The sequence below is a fragment of the Bacillus cereus genome (assembly GCF_015071065.1).
GTDB lineage: Bacteria > Bacillota > Bacilli > Bacillales > Bacillaceae_G > Bacillus_A > Bacillus_A cereus_BA.
Genome location: NZ_VOVA01000001.1, coordinates 1,034,993 through 1,054,108, shown reverse-complemented (window position 1 = coordinate 1,054,108; position 19,116 = coordinate 1,034,993). Strand labels below are relative to the sequence as shown.

Genomic DNA, 19,116 nt, shown 5'->3' with positions numbered 1-19,116 from the left:
GAATTTTGTGTTAAAATTAAATGGAAAAGGGGGCTGGGATATGGAACAGTTACAAATTGGTGATATAAAAGTGACGTGGCTAAAAGGCGGGAACACGCATTTAGATGGAGGGGCAATGTTTGGAGTTGTGCCGAAAGTACTTTGGTCACGCAAATATAAACATAATGATACAAATCATATTTATTTACGAACAGATCCGTTACTCTTGCAAACGAAAGAAGGAAACATGCTTATTGATTCAGGGATAGGGAATGGTAAATTGAATGAGAAAATGAAGCGGAATCAAGGTGTAACAGAAGAATCATCAGTTGAGGAATCTTTAGAAAAACTGGGACTGCGTACTGAAGATATTCATTATGTCTTAATGACACATCTTCACTTTGACCATGCATCTGGTTTAACAAAGTGGGAGGGAGATCACCTTGTTCCGGCGTTTCCGAATGCGAAAGTTTACGTAAGTGAAACCGAGTGGAATGAAATGAGAAATCCGAATATTAGGTCGCGTAATACATATTGGAAGGGAAATTGGGAGCCAATTATAGATAAAGTTGTTACCTTTCAGCAAGAAATAGAAATTACGGATGAAATAAAGATGGTGCATACGGGTGGTCATAGCGATGGACATGCCGTTGTCAGTCTTGAAAGTCAGGGTGAAACGATGCTTCATTTAGCGGACATTTTACCAACGCATGCACATCAAAATGTATTATGGGTAATGGCATACGATGATTATCCGATGACATCGATTGAACATAAACAAAGGTGGATGAAGTATGGTGCTGAAAAAGAGGCGTGGTTTACTTTTTATCATGATGCATATTACCGTGCAGTAAAGTGGAATGAGGAAGGGCATATAGTGGAAAAGATAGAGAGAAAAACGATTGTAGAAGCGTAAAAAAGCTAGTAATTACTAGCTTTTTTTTATGCTGCTATAACTTCTAAAACAGTACCTGTTTTAGCATCAACCAAAAATTCAAATCGTTCTTGTATATCATCTAACATTGTTGTAAGACCACCGCGATAAACTTCATATGCGACATCGTATTTTTCAAACGTCTCTGGAACCATATGTACCCAAGAGCCAGTAATTTCACCTTTATGACTTAATGCTTGTTTCACCATTTTCAATGCTTTTTCTGAAGAAATATGGGATTGTTCTTGTACTTTGTTTGCAACGAAATAACCAGCTGCGAACCCAACGCCAAGACCTGTGACTAAACCTTTCCAGCTCATATATTCACCTCAATTCTGTAAAATAAAAATAGTGTACCAATAATAATTATAATGCAAATGCAACTAAAAAAGAAGAAACTAGAAACATTTCGAAAATTTCGTTACAATAAAAGAGGTATTCTACTAAGGTTTGAAAGAAGGGGACTTCGTGAATAAAGAGACATTACAATTATTTCGTACGTTAACAGAATTACAAGGTGCATCAGGTTTTGAACATGATGTGCGCCGTTTTATGAAGCAAGAATTAAGTAAATATGCTGATGAGATTGTGCAAGATGGTTTAGGTAGTGTATTTGGTCTGAAAAAAGGGGACGAAACTGGACCACGCGTTCTTGTAGCAGGTCATATGGATGAAGTAGGTTTCATGGTTACGCAAATTACGAAAAACGGAATGATTCGTTTTCAAACGTTAGGTGGCTGGTGGAGCCAAGTGCTATTAGCTCAGCGTGTACAAGTTATGACGAAGAATGGTCCTGTTGTTGGGGTTGTTGGCTCTATTCCTCCTCATTTATTAAGTGATGCGCAACGTGCAAAACCGATGGATATAAAAAATATGTTAATTGATATAGGTGCAGATAGTTATGAACAAGCACTTGAAATTGGTGTAAAACCAGGACAACAGATTGTTCCAATTTGCCCGTTTACACCGATGGCAAACGAAAAGAAAATTATGGCGAAGGCTTGGGACAACCGCTATGGATGTGGCCTTGCTATTGAATTACTAAAAGAATTAAAAGATGAAACATTGCCAAATACATTATACTCTGGTGCGACTGTACAAGAAGAAGTAGGTCTTCGCGGAGCACAAACTGCTGCAAATATGATTCAACCAGATATTTTCTATGCGCTTGATGCAAGTCCGGCAAATGACGCATCTGGTGATACGACGCAGTTCGGTCAATTAGGAAAAGGCGCTCTTCTTCGTATTTATGACCGCACAATGGTAACTCATAGAGGAATGCGCGAATTTATTTTAGATACAGCAGAAACACATAACATTCCGTACCAATACTTTATTTCACAAGGTGGTACAGATGCGGGCCGTGTACATACAAGTAACTCTGGTATTCCATCAGCAGTAATTGGTGTTTGTGCACGCTACATTCATACACATGCTTCAATTTTACATGTTGATGATTATGCGGCAGCGAAGGAATTAATTACGAAGCTTGTGAGAGCGACGGACAAAACGACGTTAGAGACGATTAAGAATAACGCGTAGAGAGGAAGAAGGGCTGAAGAGCCTTTCTTTTTTTAGGTGGGAGAGATGGCCCAGCGATGAGTCGTAGCGGTCAGTGCTTAATTGGTGCTCGAGCGATGTATTTAAACCCCGGATAGGAAGAGAGAAGCCTGTTTTTGGAAAACCTTTTCTTTTTTTAGGTAGGAGAGATGGCCCAGCGATGAGTCGTAGCGGTTAGTGCTTAATTGTTGCTCACTCCGAATAGATAGTGAGTATGATCTATTTTAACGTTCGAGGCCCGAAGTTGTGAAAGTGAAAAGTTTGAATGTAGAAGGAATATGAGTGTGAATTTACATAGAGGTGAATGAAATGAAGGTAGTAGTTGGATCGAAGAATAAAACGAAAGTTGGGGCTGTGGAGAAGGTTTGGAAAGATGCTGAAATTACATCTCTTTCTGTTCCGTCAGGAGTGGCAAACCAGCCTTTCTCAGATGAAGAGACGATGCAAGGAGCAGTAAATAGAGCGAAGAGAGCATTGCAGGAAGGTGCAGCTCATATCGGTATTGGGCTAGAAGGCGGCGTTATGAAAACGGAACATGGGTTATTTATGTGTAACTGGGGTGCTTTAGCGACGATTGACGGTAAAACATTTGTTGCAGGCGGGGCACGTATTAAGTTACCAGACGATTTTTTAGCACCACTTGAAGAAGGAAAAGAGCTAAGTGAAGTGATGGAAGAGTTTGTAGAGCGAAAAGATATTCGTAGTCACGAAGGTGCTATCGGTATTTTTACAGATGATTATGTCGACCGAACGGAATTATTTGTACACGTTGTTAAGTTACTTGTTGGGCAATATAAGTATGATGAAAAGCAAGCATAAACCTTGCACCATGCGCGATGTATGGTAGTATAAAGAAAAGATTATAGTGTGAAAAAGTGCACTCGTTAGAGGAGGAAATATAGATGAAATCATTAGAAAGCATGGAACAATTCCAAGAATTAAAAAATGAAGAGAATGTAGTCTTCATGTTCTCAGCAGAATGGTGCCCAGACTGCCGTTTTATTGATCCGTTTATGCCAGAAGTAGAAGAGAAATATAGTGATTTTTCATTTTACTATGTAGATCGTGATGAATTTATTGATCTATGCGTGAAAGTAGACGTATTTGGCATTCCAAGCTTTGTAGCGTACAATAAAGGTGAAGAAACAGGTCGCTATGTAAATAAAGATCGTAAAACACAAGAGCAAATCGAAGAGTTTATTGAAGGTTTAAAATAAGGCAATTTGCCAATTGAATTGTAAAACAACCTCTACCTTCGCGGGGGAGGTTATTTTTTTGGAAGGGAGGAAAAAGAGATGAAGATGACAAGTAAAAAAATGAAAGACGAGTTAATGAAGAAATTATCTCGACCAGAATGGGACTTTCATTATGATAGCGAGAAAGAAGTTCTACGTATTGAACAAACAGACTCGAAAAAAGGTATTAACGTATCACTTCCAGGGGTAGTGGCAAAATGGGAAGTAAACAAAGAAAAAGCGATTGAAGAGGTCGCTTATTACGTACAAGAAGCGTTAATTGCAATGCATAAAGAAGAAAATAGCACGGCGAAAATTTTACCTGTTATTCGCTCTACTTCTTTCCCGAAACAATCAGAAGAAGGAAATCCGTTTATTATGACGGACCATACGGCGGAAACACGTATTTACTATGCGCTAGATTCTAATAAAACGTATCGATTGATTGATGAGCGCTTATTGCAAAAATTAGAGCTTACAGAGCAGCAAGTGCGTGAAATGGCATTATTCAACGCTCGCTCATTAGGTTATGAATTTAAACAAGAAACAGTAGCAGGTAATACATTCTACTTTTTAAACACAAATGATGGGTATGATGCGACTCGTATTTTAAACGAATCGTTACTACAATCGATGCGTGAAAAGATTTCTGGTGACATGGTTGTTGCTGTTCCTCACCAAGATGTATTAATTATTGCTGATATCGTCAACGAAATCGGTTATGATATTATTGCACAAATGACAATGAAATTTTTTGCCGAAGGGCATGTTCCGATTACATCACTTTCATTCGTATATGAAGATGGGGACTTTGAACCAATCTTTATTTTAGCGAAGAATCGGAAGAAGACAGATGGAAAAGAGAAAGGATGAACGAAGTGAACGTTTTTTACAACCTTGAAGGAATTGGTGACACTTTAATTGTTACCTTACAAGATATTACTTTAGAAAACCGTACATTTGACCGCAAAGGAGATGTTGCTCGCGTTTATGATCGTGAAAGCAACGTAACAGGAGGATTCAACATCTTTAATGCGTCTTCTTATGTAGAAGTAACAGACAACGGAAACGTTACATTAACGAAAGAATTTGTTGAAAAAATTAACGGGATTTTAGCGAAGAACGGCTTTGAAGAAAAAGTAGAAGCTGATTTCACGCCGAAATTTGTTGTAGGCTATGTTGCTGAGAAAGAAAAGCATCCAAATGCTGATAAATTAAACATTTGTACAGTAGAAATCGGTACAGAAACATTACAAATCGTATGTGGTGCACCAAACGTTGATGCAGGACAAAAAGTTGTTGTTGCAAAAATCGGTGCTGTAATGCCAAGCGGTATGTTAATTAAACCAGCTGAACTTCGCGGTGTTCCTTCTTCTGGAATGATTTGCTCTGCACGTGAGTTAGAGCTTCCAGATGCTCCACAAGAAAAAGGCATTCTTGTATTAGAAGACAGCTTTGAAGTTGGACAAGAATTTAAATTTTAATTGATATTAGAAAAGTAGTCTCGCATACGTGAGGCTATTTTTTTGTGCGAAATTCCTAGGATTGTAACGTTTCCTCTCAAAACCTATATTGTATTTTAAAAATAGATTAGGTAAAATTTAGAAAAAAGAAGGGGATAGACGTATGAAACAACAACCAAAAATTGCAGAACTTCTGAAACGAATTGAAACTTCAAAACAGCAAGATATCGAGTTAGGTTCCTATGAAATATATGTGTTTAGTGAAAGTGAATTAGAAAAAGGGCAAATCGGTTACCGATATGATAAACATAAAAATTCATTAATAAGCAATGAAAGCGGAAAATGGCAAGAAGGATGGATTGTTATTGGATATGAAACGGATATGGGAGATCCTGTTTTCGTTAATGTAGATGAAGATACTTACCCTGTTTATACAGCTGAGCGCGGTACGGAAACGTGGCAACCGATTTATATCGGGAATATGGATGATATTATAAAAATACTATAAGAAAATGCTTTGAGTCCGGTGCAAAGTGATAGGAGAGAAAAATGAAGTATATAAAAATAATGAGCGCTATTGCAGCCATTGGGATATATATGGGAGGTTGTTCACAAGAACAACCGAAAAAAGAAACAACATCTTCTGTACAAGAAAAAAACAACGATAAAAAAGAAAACGCACCGGTAGAAAAGCAGCAAGAAGAACAAGAAAAGAAAGAAGAACCGCAAGCAATTCAAACGAGTGAGCAAGCTGAACTTAAGCAGGAGGAAGTGTCGGCCAAAGAAAAGACAGAGGAAATCCCGCCGGCGCAGACAACTGAACAGCCTGTACAAAATAATGAACAAAAAGTAGAGAGTAAGGAGAAACAAGAAAAGTTTCTCGTCGTTATTGATCCAGGGCATCAACAAAAAGCGAATTTAAATTTAGAGCCAATTGGTCCAGGAGCAACTACGCAAAAATATAAAGTAACAGACGGAACAGCGGGAGTTGTAACGAAAAAGAGGGAATCAGTTCTTGTATTAGAGATGGCTTTTATATTGAAAGAAAAACTGGAAGCAAAAGGTATACAAGTATTGATGACGAGAACGTCACATGAGGTTGATATAAGTAATAAGGAACGAGCGACATTCGCGAATGATCATAAGGCGAATTTATTTTTACGTCTTCACGCGGACGGTTCTGAAAATCCAAACCAAAGTGGGTTCGCTGTATTGACGCCAGCAGAAGGAAATCAATATACGAAAGAAATCTATGCTGAAAGTCTTCAAGTCTCCCAAACAATTGTAAACAAAATGAGGGGAAATCATCAGGTGAAAGTAAATGGAATTAAATTTCGAGATGACCTTTCTGGATTTAATTGGTCGAAAGTACCTGGAGTACTATTAGAACTCGGATTTATGTCAAACCCAGAAGAAGACATAAAATTATCTGATCCACAGTATGTAAATTCTTTATTACAAAGCGTGACGGATAGTGTAGATGAATATCGGAAAAATAAAGCTTAAAAAGCAGTCTTATATGGAAGGCTGCTTTTTTCTATATACAAAACACTCGTAAATTAGAATATTATGGATAAAGTTAATATGCTTAATTTTACCTGCACTTTTTGCCGAATGCTGATACAATAAAGGTTGTTACTATTTAGTAGAAAGAGTGGTAAGCATGTTAGATTGGATGAAAAAGCTGTTTAACAAAGAGGAAGAAAAAACAGCGATGAATAAAGAAGTACCAAAGCAAATTGCAAGTCAGCCGAAAATTCCTCGTGTAAACCACTATACTGAAGCAAGAGAAGCACAAATGGTAAGTCGGAATGCAGGGAAATGTCGTTTTCCATTAATACCAGATAATGGCTTCGATGAGGAGGATGTAAGAGAACTGCCTAACTTTGAAGAACAACCTATTCAAAGAAGAGCATATGAAGAACAGCCTACTCAAAGAGGAATAAAAGTGGAAAGAAGCAGACGACCGTATGTGGAAACAGAAGCACCTACATATGAGGAACCGGAATTGCAATATGAACCGGAACCAGAGCCTGTCGTAAAAAAAGCATTCGTACCGTCGCAAGAAAGTAACCGTAGACCATTTCGTCCAACAGAAATGATTTCTCCGATTTATGGATATAACCGTCCTTCAGTAGAAACGAAGGTTGTGCAGGAGGAAGAAAAGGAAAGAGACGATCTTGAAATATCTGTTGAAGGAAAAGCTGTTGTTGACGCATGGTTAGAGAAAAAGGGATATACATTATCTGACTTTTCGGGAGTTCTACAAGGAAGTTCATCTGTTAAGAACGGAGTGAACGAACGAAGTAATAAAGTAGAAGAAAAATCGGTTGTGGATGCATGGTTAGAGAAAAACGGTTACGAAGTTGAACGTCAAGCCCCTTCATTAGAAGAAAGCCTAAGTGATGATTTGCTTCATAAAACAGTAGGACAGCATGTGGAAGAAGAGGCTACAATTGTACAAGCCTTGAAGCAGGAGCAAGATGTAGTGGCGTTATCATCTACAGAAGATAACGAAGAAACTTTACAAGAAGAGTCAATAGATTCTAAAGTAGAGCACGTGTATTCGATATTAACAGAAGAAAATGAATGTAATACAGAAATAGAAGAAACTGTTGCTGAAGTTGCAGCAAATCAAGTCGAAGAAGAATCCTTAGAAGATGTAGTGATTGTAGAAGCAGATGAAAAGCTTGAAGAAACAATTACTATAGAAATACCAGATGCTTTTGAAGAAGAATCTAAGGAAGAAGCAGGAGTTGCGGAGTTAGAAGAATCTGAGGAAGCAGAAGAGGTTGTGGAATTAGAAGAATCTGAGGAAGTAGCAGAAGTTGCGGAGTTAGAAGAATCTGAGGAAGCAGAAGAAGTTGTGGAGTTAGAAGAATCTGAGGAAGCAGAAGAGGTTGCGGAGTTAGAAGAATCTGAGGAAGTAGCAGAGGTTGTGGAATTAGAAGAATCTAAGGAAGCGGAAGAGGTTGTGGAATTAGAGGAATCTAAGGAAGCAGAAGAAGTTGTGGAGTTAGAAGAATCTGAGGAAGCGGAAGAAGTTGCGGAATTAGAAGAATCTGAGGAAGCAGAAGAAGTTGCGGAGTTAGAGGAATCTGAGGAAGTAGCAGAGGTTGTGGAATTAGAAGAATCTAAGGAAGCGGAAGAAGTTGTGGAATTAGAGGAATCTAAGGAAGCAGAAGAAGTTGTGGAATTAGAAGAATCTGAGGAAGCAGAAGAAGTTGTGGAGTTAGAAGAATCTGAGGAAGTAGCAGAGGTTGTGGAATTAGAAGAATCTAAGGAAGCGGAAGAAGTTGTGGAATTAGAGGAATCTAAGGAAGCAGAAGAGGTTGTGGAATTAGAAGAATCTGAGGAAGCAGAAGAAGTTGCGGAGTTAGAAGAATCTGAGGAAGTAGCAGAGGTTGTGGAATTAGAAGAATCTAAGGAAGCGGAAGAAGTTGTGGAATTAGAGGAATCTAAGGAAGCAGAAGAGGTTGTGGAATTAGAGGAATCTAAGGGAATAGAATCAGTTACGGAATTCGCATTAGAGGAAACTCCGCAAGAAGAAGTAATTGAAGAAACGATGAATACAGAGTCGTTAGAAAATATAGCAGTTGAAGAGCAACCAGTGATTTCTCAGCAAGAAACAATTGAGTTCATGGAAGAAAGTGAAGTATTCGTACCAGTTTCAGAAGCAGATGAGCAAACGAAGAAAGATGTTCAAAGCTTTGCGAATGTTTTAATTGAAGAAGTTGAAGAAAAGAAACAAGTTGTTGAAGAACAGCCTGCTGCACAAAAAGAAGAGCCGAAACGTGAGAAAAAGCGTCATGTCCCATTTAACGTTGTCATGTTAAAACAAGACAGAAAGAAGTTAATGGAAAGACATGCGGTAAGAACGAACGTAACGCAATCTACTGTCGGTGAACGAGTAACGGAAAAACCAATGCAGCAAGTAGTGGTAGAACCGCGAGTGGAAGAAAAACCAATGCAGCAAGTGGTGGTAGAACCGCGAGTGGAAGAAAAATCAATGCAGCAAGTAGTGGTAGAACCGCGAGTGGAAGAAAAACCAATGCAGCAAGTAGTGGTAGAACCGCGAGTGGAAGAAAAACCAATGCAGCAAGTAGTGGTAGAACCGCGAGTGGAAGAAAAACCAATGCAGCAAGTAGTGGTAGAACCGCGAGTGGAAGAAAAGCCGATGCAGCAAGTAGTGGTGGCTGAACAAGTACAAGAGCCAATTTCAAGTAAGGAAGTACAAGAGAAAGCATATGTTGTAAATCAAAGAGAGAACGATGTGCGCAACGTACTACAAACGCCACCGAAGTATGAACTTCCGTCATTAACGTTGTTGTCGATTCCACAACAGGCAGCATTAGATAATAGAGAGTGGCTAGAAGAACAGGAAGAATTATTAAATACGACATTTAATAATTTCCATGTTGGAGCACATGTTATTAATGTGTCACAAGGGCCGGCGGTAACTCGTTTTGAAGTGCAACCAGACCCAGGTGTGAAAGTAAATAAAATTACAAATTTAAGTGATGATATTAAGCTAAGTTTAGCTGCGAAAGATATTCGAATTGAAGCGCCAATTCCAGGGAAGAGCGCAATCGGAATTGAAGTGCCAAATAAAGAGAGTAAAGCAGTATTCCTGCGTGAAATTTTAAGAAGTCCTGTATTTACAAAGAGTGAATCACCGCTTACAGTTGCGCTGGGGCTTGATATTTCAGGTGATCCAATTGTAACGGATATTCGAAAAATGCCACATGGACTTATTGCGGGTGCCACTGGTTCAGGGAAAAGTGTGTGCATTAACGCGATTTTAACGAGTATTTTATATAAAGCGAAGCCGCATGAAGTGAAGTTGATACTAATTGATCCGAAGATGGTTGAGCTGGCACCATATAATTCTGTTCCACATCTTGTAGCACCTGTTATTACTGACGTAAAAGCAGCTACAGCTGCGTTAAAGTGGGCGGTTGAAGAGATGGAACGTCGTTATGAATTGTTTGCTCATGCTGGCGCTCGTGATTTAACTCGTTACAATACGATTGTAAGTGGGAGAGAAATCCCAGGTGAGACATTACCTTATATTGTAATCGTCATTGACGAGTTAGCGGACTTAATGATGGTTGCTCCTGGTGATGTTGAGGAAGCGATTTGTCGTATTGCACAAAAAGCTCGTGCTTGTGGTATTCACTTATTAGTTGCGACGCAGCGTCCATCTGTAGACGTTATTACAGGTTTAATTAAATCAAACATTCCAACGCGTATTGCGTTTACTGTATCATCTCAAGTTGATTCGCGTACGATTATCGATATTGGGGGCGCGGAGAAATTACTTGGCCGTGGTGATATGCTATTTCTAGGAAACGGCACGTCTAAACCAGTTCGTGTACAAGGTGTATACGTATCAGATGATGAGATTGAAAGAACAGTGGATCATGTGAAAAAGCAAATGAAGCCAAACTACTTATTTAAGCAAGAGGATTTATTAGCAAAATCAGAGCAGGCTGAGTCGGAAGATGAACTGTTTTTTGATGCATGTCAATTTGTTGTAGAGCAAGGGGGAGCGTCCACATCTTCTGTACAGAGAAAATTCCGCATTGGCTATAATCGCGCGGCACGTCTAATTGAAGAGATGGAATCGCAAGGGATTATTTCTGAAGGAAGAGGAACGAAACCGAGAGATGTCCTTATTTCTGAGGATGAATTCGCTGCTATGCAGGAAACAAATGTATAGTAAACGGTTTTGCTGTATACTAAGAGAAAATGTTGGATAGTAAAGTAGGGAGTAAAGCGACATGAAAGAAATTGAATTAAAATTAAAAGGTGAAATAAATCGACTAACAAATAAAACATTTAAATTTGATGAACGTGTTGGAGAAGGCTGGTTCTCTGCCGTTTACTTTTTGAAAACTAGAGAAATCATTGAAGAATTTCGCCCGAAAAGTGTTGTAACAATGCAGTTTTTTCAAAAAGAACATGCAGTTCTTTGCGGAGCAGATGAGGTAATCGCATTGCTACAAACATTCGCCAAAAATCCTGAGGAATTAGAAATTCATTCTTTAAAGGATGGCGATAATATTAGTCCGTTTGAAACAGTTTTAACAATTCATGGTCCTTATGAATACTTCGGCTTTTTAGAAGGTGTAATTGATGGGATTTTAGCTCGTCGTACATCAGTTGCGACAAACGTATATAACGTTGTCCAAGCTGCACGTAGTGTAGATAAAGAAAAACCGGTTATTTTCATGGGAGATCGTGACGATCATTATACTCAACAAGCTGGTGACGGTTATGCGGCATACATCGGAGGTATGAGCGCGCAAGCGACGCATGCAATGAATGAATGGTGGGGCAGAAGTGGTATGGGGACGATGCCTCACGCTTTAATTCAAATGTTTAATGGTGATGTTGTTGAAGCAGCAAAAGCATATCATAAAAAATTCCCAAAAGATGAATTAGTCGTACTAATTGATTATAACAATGATGTCATTACAGATGCACTTCGCGTAGCGCGTGAATTTGGATCAACATTAAAAGGTGTACGTGTCGATACGTCTCGTACAATGATTGATCAATACTTCATTCGTCACCCAGAAGTACTTGGAACATTCGATCCACGTGGTGTAAATCCATCACTTGTATTTGCACTTCGTAAGGCTCTTGATCAGGAAGGGTTCCAACATGTAGATATCGTTGTGACTGGTGGGTTTGATGAGAAGCGTATTCGTGAATTTGAAGCTCAAAATGTTCCTGTCGATATATACGGAGTAGGAAGTAGCTTATTAAAAATGAATATTGGTTTTACTGGTGATAACGTAGAATTAAATGGAAAACCAGAAGCAAAAGCTGGTCGTAAATACCGTCCAAATCCACATCTAGAGCGTGTTCAATTAGAAACAAAAGAAGATATGTAAAAGTGAGAAAAACTGATAGGTGATTGACCCTATCAGTTTTTCTGTTATCATAGTATAGCGGCTTGTTTTTTGCTATAATAAATGTGTTATGGACATAAAAGAAGTACGTACGAGTTTATCACTGATAAGTGAATATAAAAAGAAATTCACTGCATCAGGAATGTATGATGATTACCAAAATAAGAAAAGATTCATATACTGTCTTTATAGATAGGCCGTTGTATTAGTTCGAAATGTTGGAGGTTCTTTAAGATGACAGTTTACCATTTTGTAGGAATTAAAGGAACAGGAATGAGTTCATTAGCACAAATTCTTCATGACATGAAGCATACTGTTCAAGGGTCTGATTATGAAAAGCGTTTCTTTACACAAACAGCATTGGAAAAGCGTGGTATTTCCATCCTTCCTTTTGATAAAAATAATATTAAAGAAGGACAAGTGATTATCGCGGGAAACGCATTTCCTGATACGCATGAAGAAATCGTAGCAGCAAAAGAATTAAATATCCCAGTACATCGTTATCATCACTTCTTAGGTGACCTTATGAATCAGTACACAAGTGTTGCTGTAACTGGTGCACATGGAAAAACATCAACTACAGGTTTGTTAGCCCATGTAATGCAAGGTGCACACCCAACATCTTACCTTATTGGAGATGGAACTGGGCATGGGGTAGAAAATAGTAAGTATTTTGTATTTGAAGCTTGTGAGTATCGTCGTCATTTCTTGTCTTACTATCCAGACTATGCAATTATGACAAATATCGATTTCGATCATCCAGATTATTTTACAGACATCAATGATGTATTTAATGCATTCCAAGAGATGGCATTGCAAGTGAAAAAAGGTATTATTGCATGTGGTGATGATGAAGAACTCCAAAAAATTCAAGCGAAAGTACCTGTTATTTTCTATGGATTTGGAGAAGATAATGATTTCCAAGCACGTAACATTCAAAAGAGAACTGATGGTACTATATTCGATGTATTCGTTCGTAATACGTATTATGACACGTTCAAAATTACAGGATACGGCGATCACAGCGTATTAAATGCATTAGCAGTTATCGCGCTTTGCCACTACGAAAACGTTGATGTAGAAGCAGTTAAACATCAACTAACAACATTTGAAGGTGTTAAACGTCGCTTTAATGAAAAACCGATGGGAGAGCAAGTTATCATTGATGACTATGCACACCATCCGACAGAAATTAATGCAACGATTGAAGCAGCTCGTCAAAAACATCCAGAGCGTGAAGTTGTCGCTGTATTCCAGCCGCATACATTTTCACGCACAGAGAAATTTTTAAATGAGTTCGCAGAAAGCCTAAGTAAAGCTGACCAAGTATACTTATGTGATATTTTCGGATCAGCACGTGAAAACAAAGGTGAATTAACAATTGAAGATCTGCAAAAGCGTATTGACGGTGCAGAACTAATTACAGATACAACAACAGAGGTATTAAAGAAACATAAAAACGGCGTTCTTATTTTCATGGGCGCAGGTGACATCCAAAAATTCGAAGCAGCTTACGTAAAAGAAGTTCAAGTTGCAGAGAAGTAAGAAGAAAGACGCATAGCTATGGCTGTGCGTCTTTTTGTTGTGCTCGATTTTTATTTATGTATTGACCTAGAGTTAACTCTAGGTTGTAAGATGAAAATGTAAAAACAAGGGGGAGAGAATATGTATAAAATCGGTGAAGTAGCAGAATTAACGGGGATGGGTATTCACACTTTGCGCTATTATGAGAAATTAGGCTTATTACCACCACCAACGCGAAATAGTGGTATTCGTCAGTATACAGAAGGTGATGTGCGCCTATTAAAATTTTTATATTCATTAAAGCAAACAGGAATGTCTTTAGAAGAGATGGCTGAGTTTGCAAGTGACGGATGTATTATAGAGGAGATTAGACAGCGGAAAGAGGAAGTACCTGCAAAAGTAAAAAAGAGGATTTCAATTTTAACAACACACTTAGATCGTTTAAGGGAACAGCAGGAGCAATTGCAAAAAGTCGTCGAATTAACAGAGGAGAAATTAGAAATTTATTACGGTTTTCTGGAAGGAAAAGATGTGGAGGGTGCCAATGAAAAATAAAGTGTATGCTCAGTTATTAGGGTTTGCGATTTTCACTGGTGGAACATTTAACGCTTCGAAATATGCTGTACAATATTTCGAAGTGATTCATATAGCGGCATGGCGTTTTGGAATTGCTGCACTTGTGATGTTATGTCTTTTGAAAATACGAAAAGATTTCGAGAAAGAAGTATGGAAACAAAATTTTGTTTATTATCTCTTGCTTGGCATAGTTGGTGTGTTCGGCTTTAATGTATTTTTCTTTTTAGGAATGAAAAATACGGAGGCTATTAATGGATCACTTATTATGGCGACAAATCCACTTGTTACGACGCTATTAGCAAGCGTAATTTTGCGAGAGAAAATAGTGAAACGCCAAGCAATCGGAATGCTACTTGCACTACTTGGTGTTGTTTTCGTTCTTACACAAGGTTCGTTTGCGATACTGCAAAATTTATCATTTTCAAAAGGAGATTTTTATATTTTGTTAGGGAATATTTGCTGGGCGCTATACGGCGTATTAAGTAGAAGATTTATTAAAACTGGTAGTCCAATACAAACGACGACATATACGATGACTATTGGGGCACTTGCTTTTATTATGATATCTTTCACGCAAAGGAGTGTAGTACCAGTGTTAGAAATTCCTCTATTAGCTTGGATATCTATCATCTTTATGGCAATTGGAATGAGTGTGCTTGGTTACTTATGGTGGAATAATGGAATCGCTCAAATTGGTGCAGCGAGAACATCATTGTTTTTTAATTTAGTGCCTGTTGTTACTATAATTATTTCTTTTATAGAAGGAGTAAATATAACTGTCGCACAATGTGTAGGTATGATATTAGTGATTACGGGAGTACTATATTCTTCTGGCCTTATTAAGATAAATTCGAAAGAAAGTGTGAATATTTAACATTTTCTATCTAAAAATGTTAGAATAATAAGAAAAATAAAAGGAGCTAAAAACATGTTCACACTCCGAGTAGATGATGAAATCGAACTACAACTATTAGAAAAACATCATAAAGAGGAACTATATGAATTATTAGATCAAAACCGTAATCATTTAAGAAGATGGCTTCCTTGGGTAGACGGGACGAAATCTGCTAATGCTTATGATGAGATTTTTCCGATGTGGTTAAAGAAATTTGCAGAGGGAGACGGTTTTGAAAGTGGTATACGTTATAAAGGAAAACTGGTTGGAATGGTGGGCATTCATCCGGTGAGCTGGGGGAAGAAAGCGACGAGTCTTGGATATTATCTTGCAGAAGATGCTGGAGGAAAAGGTGTTATGACGCGTAGTGTGAAGGCTGTGCTTCAATATGCATTTGATAATTTGAAACTGAATAAAATTGAAATTCGTTGCGGTGTTGAAAATGCGAAAAGCCGTGCAATTCCAGAACGCTTAGGGTTTAAGTTAGATGGTATTTTAAGAGATGATGAATGGTTATATGATCATTTTCAAGATATCGCTGTCTATAGTTTACTAGCTTCAGAATGGAAGGAGATTCGATGAACGAGAAGATTTGTATCATTCCATATGAAAGTAAGTTTCAAGATGAAGTAGTAGAGCTCATTGTTCATATTCAGCAAAAAGAGTACAATGTCCCCATTACGAAAGAAGAGCAGCCGGACTTACTAGAAATAGAAACGTTCTATCAAAGGGATCACGGAAGCTTTTGGGTAGCAACTTATGATGGTAAAGTAGTTGGAACGATAGCTTTATTAGATATAGGGAAGCATCAAGTAGCGCTAAGAAAAATGTTCGTGAAGAAAGAGTTCCGCGGAAAAGAATGGGGTGCATCAAGTATGCTACTTCAAACAGCGATTTCTTGGGCGAAGGAACAGAACTTAGAAGACATTTATTTAGGAACAACAGTTAAATTTCTAGCAGCACACCGTTTCTATGAAAAGAACGGTTTTCAAAGCGTGAGTATAGAAGGGTTGCCAAAAAGTTTTCCAGTGTTAGAGGTAGATAAGAAGTTTTATAGGTACATTGTTTAAAAGGCCATTCATAAATGGTCTTTTTTATGAGTTAAAATGGAAATTGTGGTATAATTTGGTTAGGTGGTGTAGGTATGAACTTTCCAATTCAAAGAAGTAAGTCAGGAATAATTTTCGTTAGTATAACGTTAGCTTTTATGGTTGTATATCCAATTGTAATGTTTTTTACAAGAAAAGGGGATTGGGTTTCAGCTCTAATTGGAATGGGATTATGTCTCATTGTAAATGTTCCTCTCGTTTGGGAAATATTTATAAAAAAACATAAAGTAGAAAATGGTGTATTAAAGTACGGTGTTTTAAATGATGATATCGTATTGAAAGAGATAAGAATAATTCGTCAAGTTGGGAAGTCTCTTGAAATTACGACGAATGCATATAAAGTACATATGGTTGCGATGCCGCAAGATATGGATCAGTTTTTATCGCTTGTTGAGAGAGAAAATCCACATGTGAAAATAGAAATGGTAGGTAAGAGATGAAATATGTAAAACCTTTATTTTGTTTGTGCTTGTTGGTTGCACTAGAGTATATATTAAATGGGATCTGCCCGTATATGTTCCAATATTAATAGGTACTATCGCAGTGACGCTTTTATTTTATTTTCATTTTCGGCAAACAAAAAGCGAGAAAAATAGCTCTATATAGTGCAGGGGGATTAGAAATGAAAAAAATTTGTATGTTGTTTTTATTTCTGCTAACCACATCTATTCTTTTAATAGGATGTAGTACGAAGAAGGAAAAGGCAGATATGAACTTAGAAAAAGCACAAAAAATTGAGATTGAATCGCTTACTGATTCGAGTGATAAAAAAACAATTACTGATAAGAAAGAAATTAAAAAGTTGTTTGAAGCAATGAAAATGGATACGTGGGAAATGGAATCGGCTTCTGTGGATACTCCGCAAGGGAAAACGTTTAAAATGTATCAAGAGGATACACCAAAATTATTGGAATCGGGTAAAGATAAAAAAGAGTTATATGAAATTGGTACTATGACAGTATATAAAGATGTCCCTTATGTTGAGGTTGAATTGAAAATTAATAAAATAAAAAATAAAAATAGCTTTAAAGTACCAGAAGATGTAGCTAAAAAATTATTAGAGTATGAATGAAAAAGCGCTCGGATAGAATTCCGAGCGCTTTTCATATTATTTTAAGTTCTCTGGGTTTAAAGCTTCTAGTTCAGTTACAACGAATCGTCCGTCTTTACGGATTAATACGTCGTCGAAGTAAATTTCACCGCCGCCGTATTCAGGGCGCTGAATGCATACTAAATCCCAGTGGATGTTAGAATTGTTGCCGTTCCATGCATCATCATAAGCTTGTCCAGGTGTGAAGTGGAAGCTGCCATCGATTTTTTCATCGAATAGAATGTCTCCCATTGGATGTAAGATGTATGGGTTTACGCCGATTGCGAACTCACCAACGTAGCGTGCGCCTTCGTCTGTATCGAAGATTTTGTTAATGCGCTCTGAATCGTTTGCAGTTGCGTCAACGATTTGGCCATTCTCAAATTTAAGTTGTACATTTTCAAATGTATAGCCGTTGTAAGGTGATGGTGTGTTATAAGAAACTGTACCGTTAACAGAATCGCGAACTGGTGCAGAATATACTTCACCATCTGGAATGTTTAAATGACCTGAGCATTTAATAGCTGGAATGTCTTTAATAGAGAATGTTAAGTCAGTTCCAGGGCCAGTTAAGCGAACTTTATCTGTTTTATTCATTAATGTAACAAGGCTATCCATTGCCTTATCCATTTTACCGTAATCTAAGTTACATACTTCGAAGTAGAAGTCTTCGAAAGCTTCTGTGCTCATTTTAGCAAGCTGTGCCATAGAAGCATTTGGGTAGCGAAGAACAACCCAGCGTGTTTTCGGAACACGGATGTCTCTATGAACCTTTTTACCAACTGTTTGGCCGTGAACTTTCATACGTTCACTTGGAACGTCGGCTTGTTCGTTAATGTTATCACCAGAGCGAAGGCCAATGTAAGCATCCATATCTTTCATTACACTAGCTTCATATGCAGCGATTTGTTCGAAATGTTCTTCAGTAGCACCCATTAATAAAGAGCGATCTACTTGATGATCTTTTAAAGAAACGAATGGAAAACCACCAGCTGCATATGCTTCTTTTACAAGTGCTGTTACAAGTTCTTTTTGTAAGCCAAAGTTTTCAATTAATACTTTCTCACCTTTTTGTAAGCGGATAGAGTAGTTAATTAAATTGTATGCTAACTTTTCAATACGTGGATCTTTCATATGTAAAGCCTCCCTACTAATTATGTATCCTCTCCTATTGTAACCTACTTAGTAGAATTTGTTGAATGATTTATGTTACAGTTAACGAATAAGTATGAAAATTCTAATGAAAAGATAGAGATTAGAATGAAACGGAAAATGATTGTATAATAGGAGAAAGTATGAAAAAGATAAGGAAGTGATGAGATGCAAGTTCTTTTATATGTAAGTGCGGCTATTATTGCGGTAGCTTTCGCTGTATTAGTAGTGTATGTATGCAGAACGTTGTTATCGGTTCAGAAGACGTTAGAAAATGTTGCAAGTACATTAGAAGGTTTAGAAAAGCAAATGCAAGGAATAAGCGTAGAGACGGAGCAATTATTACATAAGACAAATGCGTTAGCTGATGATATTCAACAGAAGTCACAGTCACTAAATAAAGTAGTAGAAGGTGTAGATGGAATCGGGACGACGATCCACTCTTTAAATACGAAGCTTCGCAATGTTTCAGAGTCTGTTACAGACGAAATTGAAAATAATGCAGATAAAGTAGCACAAGTTGTACAGTGGAGCAGCGCAGCAATTGAAGTATACAATCATTATCGTGCTACGAGACAAGAGAAAAAGATTGAAAAAGAAGAGCGTAAACTTGAGAAAGCTGAGCAGAAGGTTGAAAAGAGAGAGAAGCGCTCTAGACTTCGCATGAGAGGTGAGTAAT

At 37.7% G+C, this 19,116-nt stretch carries 20 protein-coding genes; 18 read left to right on the top strand and 2 right to left on the bottom strand.

All coding sequences use genetic code 11. The annotated features are described in order from the left end of the window. Positions 1-40: 40 nt before the first annotated feature. Positions 41-895, top strand: a complete 855-nt coding sequence (locus FT637_RS05530) for a YtnP family quorum-quenching lactonase (RefSeq protein ID WP_193645435.1) — start codon at positions 41-43, stop codon at positions 893-895. A gap of 26 nt (positions 896-921) precedes the next feature. Here the strand turns inward: FT637_RS05530 and FT637_RS05525 are convergent, their stop codons facing one another. Beyond that, positions 922-1,233 carry a PepSY domain-containing protein gene (locus FT637_RS05525; protein WP_002145337.1) on the bottom strand — a complete coding sequence of 104 codons (312 nt, stop codon included), beginning with the start codon at positions 1,231-1,233 and terminating at the stop codon, positions 922-924. 148 nt (positions 1,234-1,381) lie between these two features. On the opposite strand from FT637_RS05525, the gene FT637_RS05520 reads away from it, so the two are divergent. From FT637_RS05520 to FT637_RS05445, 16 genes are all read left to right on the top strand, one after another. Continuing rightward, positions 1,382-2,455 carry a M42 family metallopeptidase gene (locus tag FT637_RS05520; RefSeq protein WP_193645434.1) on the top strand — a complete coding sequence of 358 codons (1,074 nt, stop codon included), beginning with the start codon at positions 1,382-1,384 and terminating at the stop codon, positions 2,453-2,455. 327 nt (positions 2,456-2,782) lie between these two features. Continuing rightward, positions 2,783-3,292, top strand: a complete 510-nt coding sequence (locus tag FT637_RS05515) for a DUF84 family protein (RefSeq protein WP_002145339.1) — start codon at positions 2,783-2,785, stop codon at positions 3,290-3,292. Between the two features lie 83 nt (positions 3,293-3,375). Continuing rightward, complete coding sequence (locus FT637_RS05510; protein WP_193645433.1) at positions 3,376-3,690, top strand: thioredoxin family protein; 315 nt, start codon at positions 3,376-3,378, stop codon at positions 3,688-3,690. 78 nt (positions 3,691-3,768) lie between these two features. After that, positions 3,769-4,581 carry a DUF1444 domain-containing protein gene (locus FT637_RS05505; RefSeq protein WP_071748363.1) on the top strand — a complete coding sequence of 271 codons (813 nt, stop codon included), beginning with the start codon at positions 3,769-3,771 and terminating at the stop codon, positions 4,579-4,581. After that, a complete protein-coding gene (gene ytpR / locus FT637_RS05500) occupies positions 4,578-5,192 on the top strand; it encodes a YtpR family tRNA-binding protein (protein ID WP_193645432.1) in 615 nt (204 codons plus the stop codon). Before FT637_RS05505 ends, ytpR begins: the two co-directional genes overlap by 4 nt. 142 nt (positions 5,193-5,334) lie before the next feature. Beyond that, positions 5,335-5,679, top strand: coding sequence for a thiamine transporter (locus FT637_RS05495; RefSeq protein ID WP_193645431.1), 345 nt, complete (start codon positions 5,335-5,337; stop codon positions 5,677-5,679). Between the two features lie 41 nt (positions 5,680-5,720). Continuing rightward, a complete protein-coding gene (locus FT637_RS05490) occupies positions 5,721-6,677 on the top strand; it encodes an N-acetylmuramoyl-L-alanine amidase (RefSeq protein WP_193645430.1) in 957 nt (318 codons plus the stop codon). A gap of 157 nt (positions 6,678-6,834) precedes the next feature. Continuing rightward, entirely contained in the window at positions 6,835-10,893 is a 4,059-nt protein-coding gene (locus tag FT637_RS05485; RefSeq protein WP_193645429.1) for a DNA translocase FtsK, read from the top strand. Between the two features lie 61 nt (positions 10,894-10,954). After that, positions 10,955-12,073: a nicotinate phosphoribosyltransferase gene (locus tag FT637_RS05480; protein WP_193645428.1), complete on the top strand. Its 1,119-nt coding sequence runs from the start codon at positions 10,955-10,957 to the stop codon at positions 12,071-12,073. Between the two features lie 252 nt (positions 12,074-12,325). Then, positions 12,326-13,636, top strand: a complete 1,311-nt coding sequence (gene murC, locus FT637_RS05475; RefSeq protein WP_193645427.1) for a UDP-N-acetylmuramate--L-alanine ligase — start codon at positions 12,326-12,328, stop codon at positions 13,634-13,636. 120 nt (positions 13,637-13,756) lie between these two features. Then, complete coding sequence (locus FT637_RS05470; protein ID WP_193645426.1) at positions 13,757-14,170, top strand: MerR family transcriptional regulator; 414 nt, start codon at positions 13,757-13,759, stop codon at positions 14,168-14,170. Then, positions 14,160-15,065, top strand: a complete 906-nt coding sequence (locus FT637_RS05465; RefSeq protein WP_193645425.1) for a DMT family transporter — start codon at positions 14,160-14,162, stop codon at positions 15,063-15,065. The genes FT637_RS05470 and FT637_RS05465 overlap by 11 nt, the downstream gene beginning before the upstream one ends. Before the next feature lie 54 nt (positions 15,066-15,119). Beyond that, positions 15,120-15,668 (top strand): GNAT family N-acetyltransferase, encoded by a 549-nt coding sequence (locus tag FT637_RS05460; protein WP_193645424.1) that lies wholly within the window; start codon positions 15,120-15,122, stop codon positions 15,666-15,668. Then, positions 15,665-16,156, top strand: a complete 492-nt coding sequence (locus FT637_RS05455) for a GNAT family N-acetyltransferase (RefSeq protein WP_193645423.1) — start codon at positions 15,665-15,667, stop codon at positions 16,154-16,156. The genes FT637_RS05460 and FT637_RS05455 overlap by 4 nt, the downstream gene beginning before the upstream one ends. Before the next feature lie 74 nt (positions 16,157-16,230). Beyond that, entirely contained in the window at positions 16,231-16,635 is a 405-nt protein-coding gene (locus FT637_RS05450; RefSeq protein WP_193645422.1) for a PH domain-containing protein, read from the top strand. A gap of 182 nt (positions 16,636-16,817) precedes the next feature. Then, positions 16,818-17,267, top strand: a complete 450-nt coding sequence (locus FT637_RS05445; protein WP_193645421.1) for a hypothetical protein — start codon at positions 16,818-16,820, stop codon at positions 17,265-17,267. A gap of 36 nt (positions 17,268-17,303) precedes the next feature. Here FT637_RS05445 and FT637_RS05440 read toward each other — a convergent pair whose 3' ends face one another. Next, a complete protein-coding gene (locus tag FT637_RS05440) occupies positions 17,304-18,419 on the bottom strand; it encodes an aminopeptidase (RefSeq protein ID WP_002034367.1) in 1,116 nt (371 codons plus the stop codon). A 186-nt stretch (positions 18,420-18,605) separates the two neighbouring features. Here FT637_RS05440 and FT637_RS05435 point away from each other — a divergent pair, with 186 nt between their 5' ends. Continuing rightward, complete coding sequence (locus tag FT637_RS05435) at positions 18,606-19,115, top strand: DUF948 domain-containing protein (RefSeq protein WP_193645420.1); 510 nt, start codon at positions 18,606-18,608, stop codon at positions 19,113-19,115. Position 19,116 lies beyond the last annotated feature (1 nt).